This is a genomic window from Brevibacillus formosus, from assembly GCF_003013405.1.
Taxonomy (GTDB): Bacteria; Bacillota; Bacilli; order Brevibacillales; family Brevibacillaceae; genus Brevibacillus; species Brevibacillus formosus.
On record NZ_PXZL01000007.1, the window covers coordinates 325359 to 341578 of the forward strand.

The 16220-nt window shown below is 49.8% G+C and carries 12 protein-coding genes and 1 riboswitch; all 12 genes read right to left on the minus strand.

Annotation, left to right across the window (positions count from 1 at the left end; all coding sequences use genetic code 11):
- Positions 1–24: 24 nt before the first annotated feature.
- A complete protein-coding gene (locus C7R91_RS08290) occupies positions 25–1455 on the minus strand; it encodes a PTS mannitol transporter subunit IIBC (protein WP_047070001.1) in 1431 nt (476 codons plus the stop codon).
- A gap of 302 nt (positions 1456–1757) precedes the next feature.
- The gene (cshA, locus tag C7R91_RS08295; protein WP_047070002.1) at positions 1758–3296 is read right to left on the minus strand and encodes a degradosome RNA helicase CshA; all 1539 of its coding nucleotides are present in this window, start codon (positions 3294–3296) and stop codon (positions 1758–1760) included.
- Between the two features lie 252 nt (positions 3297–3548).
- On the minus strand, positions 3549–4406 hold the full coding sequence (locus C7R91_RS08300) for a transporter substrate-binding domain-containing protein (protein WP_047070003.1): 858 nt from the start codon (positions 4404–4406) through the stop codon (positions 3549–3551).
- A gap of 117 nt (positions 4407–4523) precedes the next feature.
- Positions 4524–6497: a methyl-accepting chemotaxis protein gene (locus C7R91_RS08305; protein WP_047070004.1), complete on the minus strand. Its 1974-nt coding sequence runs from the start codon at positions 6495–6497 to the stop codon at positions 4524–4526.
- Between the two features lie 72 nt (positions 6498–6569).
- A riboswitch (cyclic di-GMP riboswitch) is annotated at positions 6570–6670 on the minus strand.
- Positions 6671–6805: 135 nt separating this feature from the next.
- The gene (locus tag C7R91_RS08310) at positions 6806–8434 is read right to left on the minus strand and encodes a formate--tetrahydrofolate ligase (protein WP_047070006.1); all 1629 of its coding nucleotides are present in this window, start codon (positions 8432–8434) and stop codon (positions 6806–6808) included.
- A gap of 147 nt (positions 8435–8581) precedes the next feature.
- On the minus strand, positions 8582–9946 hold the full coding sequence (locus C7R91_RS08315) for an FAD-binding oxidoreductase (protein WP_047070007.1): 1365 nt from the start codon (positions 9944–9946) through the stop codon (positions 8582–8584).
- Between the two features lie 16 nt (positions 9947–9962).
- On the minus strand, positions 9963–11237 hold the full coding sequence (locus tag C7R91_RS08320; protein ID WP_047070009.1) for a TRAP transporter large permease: 1275 nt from the start codon (positions 11235–11237) through the stop codon (positions 9963–9965).
- Positions 11238–11244: 7 nt separating this feature from the next.
- Positions 11245–11712, minus strand: coding sequence for a TRAP transporter small permease (locus C7R91_RS08325; protein ID WP_047070011.1), 468 nt, complete (start codon positions 11710–11712; stop codon positions 11245–11247).
- A 64-nt stretch (positions 11713–11776) separates the two neighbouring features.
- Complete coding sequence (locus C7R91_RS08330) at positions 11777–12832, minus strand: TRAP transporter substrate-binding protein (protein ID WP_047070012.1); 1056 nt, start codon at positions 12830–12832, stop codon at positions 11777–11779.
- Positions 12833–12860: 28 nt separating this feature from the next.
- Positions 12861–13631 (minus strand): SDR family oxidoreductase, encoded by a 771-nt coding sequence (locus tag C7R91_RS08335; RefSeq protein ID WP_047070013.1) that lies wholly within the window; start codon positions 13629–13631, stop codon positions 12861–12863.
- Positions 13628–15052 carry an aldehyde dehydrogenase family protein gene (locus C7R91_RS08340; protein ID WP_047070014.1) on the minus strand — a complete coding sequence of 475 codons (1425 nt, stop codon included), beginning with the start codon at positions 15050–15052 and terminating at the stop codon, positions 13628–13630. Before C7R91_RS08340 ends, C7R91_RS08335 begins: the two co-directional genes overlap by 4 nt.
- A 20-nt stretch (positions 15053–15072) precedes the next feature.
- Positions 15073–16149 (minus strand): tartrate dehydrogenase, encoded by a 1077-nt coding sequence (locus C7R91_RS08345; protein ID WP_047070016.1) that lies wholly within the window; start codon positions 16147–16149, stop codon positions 15073–15075.
- Positions 16150–16220: the final 71 nt, after the last annotated feature.

Below are 16220 nucleotides of genomic sequence, written 5' to 3' on the forward strand. Positions count from 1 at the left end.
AGCTCTCACTAGCGTTGATTCCCTTTACCCCAGGCGTTTGACCAACTTGTCATACTCGGGACTATTCAAGAAATTTTCAATGGAGATATGCTCGGCAGAAGGCGCTTTGACCTGCGCTCTCTCTGTTAAAGACTTGTGCGTAATGACAATATCAGCGTCATCAGGAATATCGTTGATCGCCGTATTGATGACCGTAATCTCGGTCAGACCCGCATCCTTGAATTTTTTGCGCAAGGACGCCGCGCCCATCGCACTGGAGCCCATACCCGCATCGCAAGAGAAGACAACTTTTTTCACGTCAGCAGCTACCTCATGCTTCACGGGAGCTTCTACTACTTCTTGTTCCTGCGTTTTTTTGCCTTTCATCTCTTGCATTTTTTCTGTCGCTTTTTCCAGTTCATCTTCATCTGTCTTCGCGCTCATTTTCAAGAGAGCAGATGCGATCAGGAAGGAAACGACAGTCGCTGCCAACACACCAGCCAGTACCGGTAGCAATCCACCACGCGGTGCCATTGCAATCAAGGCGAAAATACTACCTGGAGACGGTGGCGCCACCAATCCTGCGCCAAGCAGCGTGAAGGTAAACACACCAGCCATCCCGCCGCCAATGGCCGCCAGAATCAAACGCGGATTCATCAGCACATACGGGAAGTAAATTTCGTGGATACCCCCGAAGAAGTGAATGATGACAGCACCCGGAGCCGATTGCTTGGCACTGCCTCTGCCAGCAAGCCAGTACGCCAACAAAATTCCCAGACCTGGTCCCGGATTGGATTCAAGCAGGAAGAAAACGGATTGGCCCAGCTTCGCCGCTTCATCCAGACCGATCGGACTCAAAATACCGTGGTTAATCGCATTATTCAGGAACAGGATCTTCGCTGGCTCGATGAAAATACTGGCAAGCGGCAGCAACCCTGCACCTACAATGACTTCTACACCCGCTGCAAGCGCCTTGCTCAAGCCTACAACGACAGGACCAATTGCTTGGAAAGCCAAAAGTGTCAGTAACCCGCCAACAATACCAGCGGAAAAGTTATTTACTAGCATTTCAAAGCCGGAACGAATTTTTCCTTCGAACAGCTGGTCCACTTTTTTCATGACCCAGCCGCCCAAAGGACCCATGATCATGGCTCCCAGGAACATCGGGATGTCTGCCCCTACGACAACCCCCATCGTAGCGACGGCACCTACGACCCCGCCTCGAACATCATGGACCATTTTCCCGCCGGTATAACCGATCAGCAGTGGCAGTAAATACGTAATCATCGGTCCGACCAGTTTGGCCAAGTTCTCGTTAGGCAGCCAGCCTGTCGGAATAAACAACGCAGTAATCAATCCCCAAGCGATGAAAGCACCGATATTTGGCATGACCATCGCACTCAAGAATCGCCCAAACTTTTGTACCGAGACCCGTATTCCACCACCCGAAGAGTTTTTTGTTTCCACGCTCTCCATACCGCACCCTCCTTTACCCCTATTTATGAGATGTTGACATGATTGAAAAGGTAATGTGTACACCTCAAATATAAAGCGTTTTCATAGGGGCTAACAACAAAATCAAAGCGCGAATTTGTCTGACTCGTTGTTGCCAAAAGTTAATTGCCCATAAGAAAAAGACCTCTACCCAGTTGCAGAAGCCAAAACACTCCTAGTTTGTCACGGGTTCCCCTAAATATTCACAGGCAGGTCAACACGAAAAAAAGACCGATGCGCACATAATGTGCACACCAGTCTTTGCTTGAGATACCGTTCGATTCTTAGCTGCGCGGTGTACGAGATTCGCCACGTGGACGGGATTCGCCACCGCGTGGACGGGAATCACCGCTGCGTGGACGGGATTCGCCACTGCGTGGACGAGATTCGCCGCCGCGAGGACGATATTCGCCATTGCGTGGGCGAGATGGACGCTTTCCGCCAAAACCGGAACCTGAGCCAAAGCCACCTTTTCCTTTTGGAGGCAGCTTTTTCTTCCCAACGCGAAGAGGAGCTTCTTCCGTCAGGCGAACAGGTGTCGTATCCGGCTCTTTGGTCAACAGCTTGAGTGCTGCGGATACCAGCGTTACGGAATCAACATCCTCCAGCAATTGTTCTGCCAATGTTTTGTAAGCAGACAGATCATCTCTGCCGGATGCTTCCAGGATTTTGTCTACTGTCATTTTTTGTTGACCTTCCAGAGCTTCTGCCATCGAAGGAACAGCACGACGCTCCATGCGACGCTTGGTCGTACGCTCAATCAGGCGCAGATGGTCGATTTCACGGGAAGTAACAAATGTGATCGCGAGACCCGTTTTACCAGCACGTCCCGTTCTACCGATACGGTGAACGTAGCTCTCAGAGTCTTGTGGAATGTCAAAGTTGAATACGTGCGTAACACCGCTGATATCCAGACCGCGGGCCGCAACGTCAGTCGCCACCAATACCTCAATTGTACCTTCCTTGAACTTGCGCAGTACGCTGTCGCGTTTTGCTTGGTTCAGGTCTCCGTGGATGCCTTCCGCTCCATAACCGCGCTTGGTCAGTGCTTCGGACAGCTCATCCACTCTGCGCTTGGTTCTACCGAATACGATAGCCAGCTCAGGCGAATGAATATCCAGCAAACGGCACAGAACATCAAACTTTTGTCTTTCTGCTACTTCCATATATTGCTGCTCGATGTTTGGTACGGTTACTTCTTTTGCTTTCACCTGAATGATCGTTGGCTCGTTCATGAACTGCTGGGCGATTTCCTGAATCGCTCTCGGCATCGTTGCGGAGAACAGCAGGGTTTGACGACTTTCTGGAACCTCTTTCAAGATTTCCTTAATGTCGTCGATGAAACCCATGTTCAGCATTTCATCCGCTTCGTCCAAAACGACTACCTCGATAGCATCCAGACGAATCGTTCTTCTTCTCATGTGGTCCATGAAACGACCAGGTGTTGCTACGATGATTTGCGGGCGTTTTTTCAACGCCTTGATTTGACGCGTGATGTCTTGGCCACCGTAGATTGGCAGGGCAGAGATGTTTTTAAATTGGGCAATTTTATTAATCTCTTCTGCAACCTGAACAGCCAGCTCACGAGTTGGGGTCAATACAACCCCTTGAATATTTCCGCTTGTTTCATCCATGCGTTCAATCAGCGGAATACCAAATGCAGCCGTTTTACCTGTACCTGTTTGTGCTTGACCGATCAGGTCACGACCTTGCAGTGCTACAGGAACCGTTTGATCCTGAATTGCTGTAGCTTCTTCGAAACCCATGTTGCTCAACGCTCTAACAATGGAGTGGTGTAAGCCAAAATCGTTAAAAGTCGCCAATGAATGTCAGTCTCCTTTATCAATACCTTCATCTATAAAATTCTCAAAAAAAAGGGCACTATTCCTTACGATCCGGAACATGCCCTTTTATCCCGATTGTACGTAGCGCCCTAAAGAACATAGCTGTAATCGTACCATGCAATGACTGAAAAAGCAAACAGCTTATATACCCAAATTGTTTGATTTTTTGGTGATGAATCTTGTAAAAATTAACAAAGCAGCCCAGAATCAGGCTGCTTGTCTGTTATTGGATTATTTTACCCATTTGTTGTAAAGCTCATCAAACTTCCCTTGCAGTTTCATTTCGTCCATCCAAAGATCCAAGTAGTTAGCGAAGATTGTGTCTCCACGGTGAATCATGTACGCTTTTTCACTCTTGGTGAACGGGTTGTCAGTCAGAGCGGCATACAGACGGGAATCTGCTTTGGAATATACAAGCGCTTCCAGCGTATCCGTGATCATCACATCGTACTTGCCGCTTGCTACCAGACCAGGGATGTCGAGGTTGTTTTGTTCAACAGTCACAGTTGCTTTTGTCAGGTGTTCACGAACGAATTTTTCGTTGGTGCCTCCTGGATTCACACCAATGCGAACCTCTGGCTTGTTGATATCTGCTACACTCTTGTACTTGTCCTTGTCTACTGCACGAATGAGCGGAGCTTTACCGAACATAATATAAGGATCGCTCATGTGTGCTTTTTTCTGGCGGTCTGTGTTGCGCGTAACGCCTCCGACAGCAATATCGAATTTATTTGCCAACAGATCGTCCATCAGTGTCGGCCAAGAGGTTTGGACAAAACGCGCCTCAACCCCTAGACTTTTTGCGAATTCCTTCATCGCATCGATGTCGTAGCCTTCAAATTCGTTCGTCTTTGGATTCAGATATGTAAACGGTTTGTAGTCCCCTGGAGTACCTACGAGGATGTAGCCTCTCGCGATGATTTCATCCAAACGGGATTCAAACTTCTTCGCTTGCGGTTTTTTAGCAGCTTCAGCAGCTACGGTTGGGACAGGCTTAACCGCTGTTGCAGCAAAAGCACCTGTTCCTGATGTCATGAGCATAGTTGCAGCGAGTGTGCTCGCCAAGATTGTTTTTGTGATTTTTTTCATCTGGGTTCTCCTCCTGTTAAACGGTAATGAATTTAGTTGCTCAGAAACAAACTCCATCATCCCTTGATGGCATCCCCCCTTTCAAAGAAGAGGACTTACAACCTGTTGAGCTGCCTCTTACACAGTAAACCTGCCGATTCCATGCTGTAATTCTTCTGCTACTGCGTTCAAATGCTCGACAGACTTGCCAATTTCCTGGATGGCTTGCAGCTGCTCTTCGGTTGCCTTTGCCACTGTTTGCGCGTCGAGTGAAGCATGTTTTGCAATGTTATGCATTTCATCTACAGAAGCACTCACCTGTTGGGAGCCCGCTGACATTTGTTCAGATGCGGCGGATACTTCCAAAATGTGTGCAGCAACGTTCCGGGAAGATTCCAAAATGTGCCCGAAGATTTCTCGAACCTCTTCGACCAGTTGAATACCTTGCTGTGCGTTTTGGTTGCCCTCGGTCATAACCTCTACCGCGTGATGGGTATCCTGCTGGATTTCCCCGATCAGCATTGCGATTTTGGATGCGGATTCCTCGGATTGGTTCGCCAGTTTTTTCACTTCACCTGCAACTACAGCAAACCCACGTCCATGCTCGCCGGCGCGTGCTGCCTCAATCGAAGCGTTCAAGGCAAGCAAATTGATTTGCGAGGTCAACTGACTGATCGTATCGAGAATGCCTTCGATTTCTTTGGAGCGATTATTGAGCTGCTCGATGGCTACTGTTGCCTTCGATGTTCCCTCGCCAATGCTTCCCATCTGGCGAACTGCCTGCTCTACCACAGCAGTCCCTTGCTCAGCCTGCTCTGTTGCTATCTGGGCAGCCTCTGAAACATGTGCAGACGTCTCCGCGATTTTCACGATGCCTGCTGCCATGTCAGTCATCGACAATGCGACTTCCTGCGAGCTGGCTGCCTGCGCCTCTGCTCCCTCAGAAATCTGCGCAATAGACAAACCGATTTGGTTGATGTTTTCCGTCGCTTGTTTAATGCCTTCGGATACTTCCTGACTAAAACGCTGTACTTGATCAGACGACAGAGATACGTCTTCAATCAAATTTTTCAAGTGCGACACCGTCTGGTTAAAGTCACGGGACAGAACCGCAATCTCGTCTTTTCCGTCAACCGTTACAGTCTCTTTCAAGTTCCCCTGCGCCACTACATTTACTGCGTGATTCAGACGCTCAATTGGTTTCACCATGCGTACAGCCAAGAAATAAACGAGGACAACCCCAATCGCCAATACGATGAGGGAAATAACCATCAATCGGGCTGACAGTTGATCGACAGGCGCATGCAGCTCCGCTACGGGTGCAGTGATGTATATGCCCCAATTCAAATTGGTAGGAAAATAGGAAGCAAATCGCTCTGTGTTCTCGTAATTATATTGGGCGATTCCATGGTTCCCTTGCTTGATATCTTCAAAAGCAGTCTGAAGTTCAAGAATACCCATGTCGAGAATCGATTCCTTCAGAATGAACTCGTTATTCGGGTGATAAATAAATGTTCCTGATTTGCTTACTAAAAAAGCGTAGCCTGATTGTCCGAATTTCTCCTCAGACACCTTTTTTTGGATCTCATTGATCGGAATAGTAGAACCGATGTAACCGTATTGACGATTGTCCTTCATCAATGGAACGACCAGTGTCACGATGTTATTCCCTGTCCGCTTCGAAATGACTGGCTCAGAGACAACAACCTTCCCTTCCCCTTTGCTGGCTTCCTTAATATGCGGACGATCCGAGATATCGGTTACTTCACCCTTGAAATTGATTACTTTCTTTCCGCTTAAATCATGCGAAAAGAAGAACGTCTCAAACTCGGGGTTTTTCTTTTGGGCTTCTTGAATGATTTTTAGGTCGTGCTCGACATTTTGATCAGCCGACATCAACCCTCCCAGCGCCCTTACAATCTCAATTTTTTCTTGAAAGAAACCATCGATACGAATTGAGAGATTGCTAGCTGACAACTCAGCTTCTTTGTCCAGACTGCCTGCCAAAAGATTAGAAGCACTCCAATAGCTTGCACCGCAAACCGTACCCAAACTTATAACCAACAGCAGGCACAACACGATAATTAGCTTATTCTTCAAACTATTTTTCATACCGAATCCCTTCTCCCTTCTCTTTTTTCAACAAAAAAAAGACTGCCTACCGACAGTCCATCATGACTACGGTATGGCAACCCGGCTGTCCTAGCTGCGAAAGTCATTTGACTTTCGACCTTAGACCCGTGGCTTTGCGTCCCTGCCTTTCAGCAAGTTTGCCTTTGTCATTCCTTGTTGTTTTTCAATTAAGTTCACATTTTTTCAATCTCACCTTTCTTTTCCCATAACTTTCCGATAATAAACCTCAAAAACGAAAAAAAGCTGACAACCTTTTACAGTTGTCAGCTTTTTGTCAAACTTTTTGATTAGCTTAATCCGATCACTTGTCCATCCTCGTCTACATATAATGATTCAGCAGCCGGCTTTTTCGGGAGGCCTGGCATGGTAACCAAGCTTCCGGTCAGTGCCACGATAAAACCAGCTCCTGCTGATATGCGCACTTCACTCACTTGGATCGTGAAGTCAACAGGTGCCCCCAACAGATCAGCGCGGTCCGTAAAGGAGTACGGGGTTTTTGCCATGCACACAGGCAGATGGGACATGCCCATTTCTTCTACCTTTTGCATCGTTTTCAATGCCAGCGGCGAAAAGACAACTCCCGATCCACGGTATACTTCTTTTACGACTGTCTCAATCTTGTCTTTAATGCTGAGGTCTTCCTCATACAAGAATCGGAAGGATGAAGGCTGTTCTGCTGCACGAGTCACTTTTTCAGCCAGCTCAACACCGCCTGCTCCTCCTTCTGCCCATACTTTGGAGAGTGCTGCTTCTGCTCCTGCGGCTTTACACAACGCTATTACAGAATCGATCTCTGCCTGGGTATCCGTCGCAAAATGGTTGATGGCCACCACCGCTGGCACACCGAACTTTTGCAGGTTTTCCAGATGGCGCTTGACGTTTTCGAAGCCTTTTTCCAGAGCAGACAAGTTCTCTACTGCCAGGTCAGGTACTTTTACCCCGCCATTGTATTTCAACGAGCGAACCGTAATGACCACGACAGCAGCCGATGGAGTCAGACCTGCTTTTCTGCACTTGATGTCAAAAAACTTCTCTGCTCCCAGATCCGCACCGAAGCCCGCCTCTGTTACGACGTAATCTGCCAGCTTCAAGGCCATCTTGGTTCCGATCACGCTGCTGCACCCATGCGCGATATTGGCAAAAGGCCCCCCGTGAATGATGACCGGAGTTCCTTCGATTGTCTGTACGAGATTGGGCTTGATGGCTTCCTTCAAGAGAACGCACATCGCATCGACCGCGTTGATTTCTTCTGCTCGTACAGGCTGATCATTGAAATCGTAGCCAATAATGATATGGTTCAACCGCTCGCGCAAGTCTGCCAGATTCTCACTCAAGCATAAGATCGCCATGATTTCCGAAGCGGTCGTAATCATGAAGCCATCCTCACGCGTCATCCCATTGCCTTCACCCAGACCAACCACGATGTTTCGCAGTGCGCGATCGTTCATGTCCATGGCTCGTTTCCAAACGATTTTCTTTGGATTGAGCCCACGCGGATTGCCGTGGAAAATATGATTGTCGATCATCGCTGCCAACAAGTTATGTGCAGCTGTAATCGCATGAATATCCCCTGTAAAATGCAGGTTAATTTCATCAGCCGGGAGAATTTGTGCCTGACCGCTTCCGGTTGCGCCTCCTTTGATCCCCATGCAAGGGCCCAAGGACGGCTCGCGAAGCGCTGCAATTGTTTTCTTCCCGAGATGATTTAAAGCTTGTGACAGACCAATCGTCGTGAGCGTCTTGCCTGCTCCCGCCGGATTGGGGTTCATCGCTGTAACAAGAATCAGTTTGCCATCAGGGCGATCCTTTACTTGCTCCCATAGTTCATCTGATAGTTTGGCTTTATATTTTCCGTATAGCTCCAAATGCTGTTCTTCGATACCTGCACTCTTGGCAATTTCAACAATAGACTTCATATTTGCCTCCCTGCCACACCAGAATGTAATGCACCAGTTACCAATCTTCTACATTCTGCATAATCATCCTTTCTCCTCTCCTCTTCGACACATTACGCAAAAGAAAAAGCCCACATTCCGACAAACGTTCAGAATGCAGGCTCTCTGTTATTTCCTGAAAATTTTTCCCGGATTCAAAATGCCGTTCGGGTCCAACACTTGCTTCATGGCTTGCATGACGTCCAGTGCTTCTCCGTGTTCCTTGCGCTGATATTTGATTTTCCCCACACCCACACCATGTTCTCCTGTGCAGGTTCCTCCCCGACTCAATGCGTATTCCACCAGATGGGCATTTACTTCCTCGGCACGCGCCACTTCATCGGGGTCATTCAGGTCGATCATCAGGATCGCGTGATAGTTCCCATCCCCGACATGCCCTGCAATCGCTCCATCCAGCCCTGCGCGATCAATAGCTTGCCGTGCGTCCACAACTGCTCCTGCCAGCTCGGAAATCGGCAAGCAAACATCTGTCACCATCAGCTTTTTCCCGGGGGATTTGTGCAGGAAGGCATACGCCAGGTTATGACGAGCGTCCCAGAGCTGCGTCCGGGCCTTCGAATCTGTTTCAAAAAGAAACTGCGTGCAGCCATGCCCATCGGCGATGTTCTGCGCGAAGTCGATATCATACGCGAGCCCTTGTTCACTGCCGTGGAACTCGATAAACAGCGTCGGTGCTTCCGAGTAGCTCGTTTCTTTGTACAGATTCACTTGTTGGATGGAACGTTCATCAACCAGCTCGATTCGCGCTACTTGAATACCCGCTCCGAGAATATCCACGACGGTGTCGACGGCATCCTGAACAGTAGGGAAGCTGGCACGCGCCGCTGTTGTCGCCTCAGGGATGCCGTAAACACGCAAGGTCAGCTCTGTGAATACACCGAGCGTTCCCTCTGACCCAACAAACAGCCCAGTAAGATGGTAGCCTGAGGAGGATTTGGCTGTCATGCTCCCTGTACGTATCATACGACCGTCCGCCGTCACCACTTCTAGATCGCGAACCTGATCACGCATCACGCCATAACGAACAGAAGTCGTTCCACTGGCGTTTGTAGCAGCCATCCCACCCAAAGTCGCGTCCGCGCCAGGATCGACGGAGAAAAACAATCCATGCTTTTTCAATTCTTTATTGAGCTGAGTGCGCGTCACACCCGGCTGGACTCTCACGAGAAAGTCCTTCGGTCGCACCTCCAGCACTTGGTTCATTAAGGAAAAATCCATGCTAATTCCGCCCGCATAAGGAATCGCATGTCCCTCCAGACTGGTCCCCATGCCAAACGGCGTTATCGCAATACGCTTTTCGTTGGCCAGCTTCATGATTTGACTGACTTCCTCTGTCGTCTTCGGAAACACGACCACATCTGGAAGATGCGGGGCATGATACGATTCATCATGACTGTGGTGCTCCAGTACAGTGGGGTTGGTCGTTACTCGTTCCTCCCCCAGCAATCCCACTAATGCTTGTTTGTAATCCACGTTGGTTCCCCCTCCGTTACTTGCTCAAGTTGACAAGGAATAAACTGATTTCAGGAATGTAGGTGATGAGCATCAAATCGACGATCATGATGACCAAAAACGGGATCACCGCTCGCTCAATCTCCGTATTCTGGAGCTTCGCAATATTTCCTGCTACCAACAAATTGATCCCAACAGGCGGCGTCAGCATTCCGATCGCGGAGTTGACGACCATGATCACCCCGAATAGCACCGGATCAATACCCAAAGAATTCGTGATCGGCAGCAGGATCGGTGTCAGGAGAATGATCGTAACCGCCGTTTCCATGAACGTCCCCAAAATAAGCAGCAAGATGTTAATAATGAGCAACGTGATGATTGTACTGTCAGTAATTGCCAGCATGAATTGCGCAATTTCCTGCGGGATGTTTTCCCTCGTCATCAGATAGCCAAATGCATTGGCGGTCGCGATAATAAGCATAATGACCGCTGTCATGCTGGCAGAGCCCGCGAAAATTTCCCCCAAGTCCCTCCACCTGATTTCCCGGTAGACAAAAAGCCCGACAACCAGACCGTAAATCACGGCTACTACTGCTGCTTCTGTCGGAGTAAAGATGGCTCCGTAAATACCACCAAGGATAATGATCGGCATGAGAATCGCCAAAATGGCGTCCTTGAACGCCTCCCATATCTCTTTGATCGTATGCTTCTCACCGCCACCCCAGCCATTTTTCTTACTGATCCAATACGAGTACAGGATCAGCGAGATCGCTACGAGAATGCCCGGTCCTATCCCGGCAATAAACAAGTCGCTAATCGAGGCACTTGCTGCTACCCCGTACAAAACCATCGGCACACTCGGAGGAATCATGACACCGATTGTTCCGCCTGTTGCATGCAAGGCAGCAGAAAACCGAACATTGTACCCTTTTTTGACCATATGCGGGATCAAAATTCCCCCTACAGCTGCCGTTGTCGCGGCCGAAGAACCCGATATCGCCGCAAAAAAAGTACAACCCATGACCGCCACGATTGCCAATCCTCCAGGCAGGTTCCCGACAATCGTATTCGCAAAACGGATCAGCCTAGCCGAGATTCCGCCTGTTTCCATCAGCTTTCCTGCCAGGAGAAAGAACGGGATCGCCATCAGCGGGAAGGAGTCTGTCCCGTTGAACATTTTTTGAATGACAACCAGAAGAGGGATGTTGCCCTCCAGCATAAACACGACAACGACGGATAACCCCAGTGCAACACCAATCGGCACATTCAGGATCAGAAGCACCAACAGTGTTAAAAACAGAATCGTACCCACAATCTGGTCACTCCTTCCCGATAATGTCTTTCCATGTCACATGGATCACGTTCATGATGAGCAGAGCACCGCTGATCGGAATCACCATGTATACATAACCCATGGGAACGAGCAGAGTGGGTGAGGTTTGGGTCATGCTTCTCGCAGACAACAAATAGCCTTGCTGAACCATGACGAGAAAAAAGACCAGACTACACAAAGCGGCAATAACCAGCACCAGCTTGTTCATGCGAGGCGACAAGTACTTTTGAATGTATTCCGTACCGATATGTGCTTTGATCGACATTGCGTACGCTGATCCCAGAAACGTGATCCAGATCAGCAAATACCGAGCCAATTCCTCCGTCCAGGCCAAGGGCTGGTCGAGCAAAAAACGGAAAAGCACCTGCAGGAAGACAGCGATCACCATAATAGCCAGAAGGGCAATGATGAAAAAACGAAGGATGCTGTTTATTTTGGAAACAAGGTTGCCCACACACAATCTCCTTTCGCAGGAAAAAGGGGAGAAAAGCCAGAGTGGCTCCTCTCCCTTCTGCCGTTTATTTTATATTTACAATTTGATCCACCAGCTCTTTGCCAAACTGTCCGGAAAATTTGTCATAGACAGGCTTCATCGCATCGCGGAAAGCTTGCTTATCCACGTCCTCGGTAATGACTACCCCTTTTGCCTTAATATTCGAGATAGCCTCTTCTTCCATCTTGATCATCAACTCACGCTCGTATTGACCTGCTTTCTTGGCTTCCTCGGCAAGAAGTTGCTGGATATCTGCCGGGAGCTTATCCCATACAGGCTTGCTGAACAAGATCATCGCCGCTGAGTAGACATGCCCGGTGAGGGCCATTTGTGTTTGCTTGGATTCATATAGCTTGTAGGTTTGTGCGACAATCGCCGGATTTTCCTGGGCATCAACGACTCCTTGTTGCAGCGCCGTCAGCGCCTCTGTCCAAGCCATCGGGGTCGGCTTCGCTCCCAATGCTTCGAATGCAGCCAGATGGATCGGGTTTTCCTGTGTGCGTATCTTCAACCCTGCCACATCCTCCGGCTTTTTGATCACCTTCGAGCCGTTTGTAATATGGCGGAAGCCGTTTTCAGCCCATGCCAGCCCGACCAGATTGGCATTTTCTAAATCCTTGAGCAAGTCTTTTCCGACTTGTCCGTCGAGTACCTTGTACGCTTGCTCACGGCTCTCAAACAAGAACGGAAGATCCAGCACGCCAAGCTTCGGATGGAAGTTCATCACCGGCGCAGTCGAGGTAATCGACATATCCGCCGTTCCAAAGGTCAGCGCCTCTGTCAATTCACGCTCCGCTCCCAGCTGGCTCAGCGGATACACCTCAATTTTCACTTTTCCGCTCGAGCGCTTGTCGACATCCTCGGCCATTTTTTTCAGTGCCAAATGATATGGATGATCCTCCGTCAGTGAATGCCCTGCTTTGAATACATAGCTTTGGCCGTCACTTTTCGGCGCTTCTGTTCCCCCGGCTTGTCCCGCAGACGGGGCAGTCTGTTGACCGCCCCCTCCTCCGCACGCCGCCAGAAATAAAGACACAGACATGATGCTCGCTAGCACGAAGCTCCCCTTTTTCCGAAACATGCAATAGTCCCCCTGTTGATTCTTTTGTTTAGATGCCTCTTCCGCCGTCTACATTCATGACCTCGCCCGTGACAATTTTGGATAGATCTGAAGCCAAATAGAGAGCCGCCTGCGCGATATCCTCCGGCTGAATCAACATGCCCAATGGGACACTGCTGATGAAAATATCTTTTTTCCCGGCCTCTACTTGCGCTTCATCTCCATTAATAAACTTACCCAGCATCGGCGTCTCTGCCGGCCCCGGATTGATAACATTGACCCGGATTTGAAAAGGAGCGAGCTCAATCGCCAGTGCCTTGCTCAACATGATAGCGGCCCCTTTGGACGCGCAGTACGCATTCAGCCCCGGACGGGCTCTGATCCCGGCAATCGAAGCGATGTTGATGATGCTGCCTTTCCCCTTCTCTTTCATGTGGGGAACCGCATGTCTTGTCGTCAAAAAGACCGACTTCGTGTTCACAGACATGATGCGATCCCACTGCTCCAAGGTCAGCTCCTCAATAGGAGTAAACGCTTGCGGAACACCCGCGCAGTTGACCAGAACATCGATCGAGCCGTACGCTCCGAGCGTTTCCATCACGAGTGCAGCAACGCTCGTATCGTCTGCCACATCCGTTTGCACCGCATGACCTTTCCCTTGTGGCAGCTCTTGAGCGACTGATACTGCCGCTTCTTTGTTCAAATCAGCCAGAATGACGTTGGCTCCCTCGGCCGCAAAAAGCATCGCAATGGCTTTGCCCATTCCTGACGCTGCCCCTGTTACAATCGCCGTTTTTCCTTGCAAAAGCTGCCCATTCATAGGTTGATCACTACCATTCGCTCTTCGGTCATCTCTTCGACTGCGTAACGCGGACCTTCCTTGCCCAGCCCGCTGTTTTTGATTCCGCCGTATGGCATGACGTCATTGCGGTAGGTCGATACGTCGTTGATCACCACGCCACCGTACTCCAGCACACGCGCCGCTTTCATCGCGATGTTCAAATCACGGGTAAAAATCCCCGCCTGCAAGCCGTACTCCGAATCGTTCGCTTGTGTAAAAGCATCTTCAAGGTCACTGTACGGAATGATCGTAACAACGGGCGCGAACACTTCCCGGCAAACCACCTTCATCTCTGGCCTGGTATCCACCAACACAGCAGGATAGAAGAGTGCCCCTTCCCGTTTGACAGGCAGGAGCGATCTGGCCCCTTGGCTAATCGCTTCCTGTACCCATTCCTCAGTACGACTCGCCTCTTTTTCACTGATCATCGGACCGACATCCGTGTCCGGATCTTCCGGGTTCCCTACCTTCAACTGCTGGACATGCGAGATATACAAGTCACTGAACGCCTGCATAACCGATTCATGCACGTAAATGCGCTGGACAGCAATGCACGCCTGGCCAGCATTGTGAAAGCTGCGGGCGGCTGTTTGACGGGCTGCCAGCTCCAAATCTGCATCGAGGTGCACGATATTGGGAGAGTTGTTGCCCAGCTCTAGCGCGACGGGACGCATGCCACTTCGCTCCTTGATGCGGCGACCGACTTCTCCTGACCCGGTAAAGGTGTACATGGCGATGCGTTCTTCATCCAGCAGCCATTCCCCTACCTGACTGCCTGCCCCCGTCACGATATTTACATAGCCTTTAGGCAGGCCTGCTTCCTCCAGAATCTCCACTAACAGAAAGGTTGCGATAGGCGTGACTGTAGCGGGCTTAACCACCAGCGTATTTCCTGCGGCTAGCGCTGGCGCGATCTTGTGCGTGCTGAGCAGCAAGGGATAGTTAAACGGCGTAATGGCCCCAATCACTCCCTTTGGCACCCGAATGGTAAAGCCCAGACGGTTTTCTGAGCCTTCCGTTGCTTGCAGCGGAATCATTTCCCCGTGAATTTTCTTGGCTTCCTCTGCTGACAAGCGCAGTGTATTGATCGTCCGATCCAGCTCATTCATCGCGTCCTTGCGCGTTTTGCCCACTTCACGAATCAAGGATCGCTCCAGCTCGTCCCGGCGTTCCTCCATTAGCTCAGAGGCTTTCAGCAAAATTTTGTATCGTTGAAAAGGAGTCAATTTATCTGTCTTAAACGTCTCCCACGCAGCTTCCACCGCTTCTGTTACATGCTGCTGCTCTGCCTTGGCAATACGCGCGATGCACTCACCCGTGTACTTGTGAAGGACGGGAATGTAGCTCTCGGTTTTCACCCATTCTCCACCGATGTACAAATCATACGATCTCGCTTCCATGTCCTCTTCCTCCCTCATATTTATCTCGTTGTTTGATAGATGTGGCGAACGATTTCGTCTCCCAATTCTTTCGTTGTCGCCGTTCCCCCAAGATCAGGAGTGAGCACCTTGCCATCCTGCAACACGTTTTCGATGGCGTTCATGATGACCGTACTGAGCTCTGGCAGATCGAGATGATCCATCATCATGGCGAGGCTCCATACTTGTGCGATCGGATTGGCGATTCCTTTGCCCGCGATATCTGGCGCAGAGCCGTGAATGGGCTCAAACATGGATGGATACTTGCGCTCCGGATTGATGTTCGCGGAAGGAGCCAAGCCCAAACCTCCGACGATCGCCGCCCCCAGATCGGTCAAAATGTCCCCAAACAAGTTGCTCGCGACAACGACGTCAAACGTTTCTGGTCGCGTGATGAAATAGGCAGCGAGTGCGTCGATATGATACAAATTGGTCTGAATACCTGAGTATTCCTGACTGACTTCCTTGACGATCTCATCCCAGAAAGGCATGGAATGGTTAATGCCGTTGGATTTCGTTGCCGCGGTCACACTCTTTTTCGAACGTTTTTCCGCCAGTGCGTAAGCGTACTTGAGGATGCGCTCTGTGCCATACCGGGTAAACACGTTGTTTTGCACCGCCATTTCGTACGGTGTACCCTGATGCATGCGCCCTCCCATATTGGAGTACTCACCCTCTGTGTTCTCCCGCACCACGACGAAATCGAAATCGGCATGCCCTTTATAGCGAAGAGGGCTTTCCAGACCTTTGAGCAGCTTGACCGGGCGAAGGTTCACATACTGCTGGAATGCCCGGCGAATCGGCAAGATCAACTCCCACACAGAGACATGATCAGGAACCTCGGGCGCACCAATCGCACCAAGCAGAATCAAATCATAGTCTTTTAAAATACCGAGTCCATTCTCCGGCATCATTTTGCCGTGTTGGAGATAGTAGCTACAGTTCCAATCCATGACATCACGAGCAAACCGAATGCCGCCGTGACTCTCTTCTATGGCACCTAACACCTTCAGGCCTTCTTCCATGACCTCGGGACCGATTCCGTCTCCTGGAATTACTGCAATGGAATAGTGTAGCAACGGTCTCCCTCCTAAAAATCTAAATTTTTCGACTTTATACAAACTATCCCTTGCATGATTAATGCCAAGCT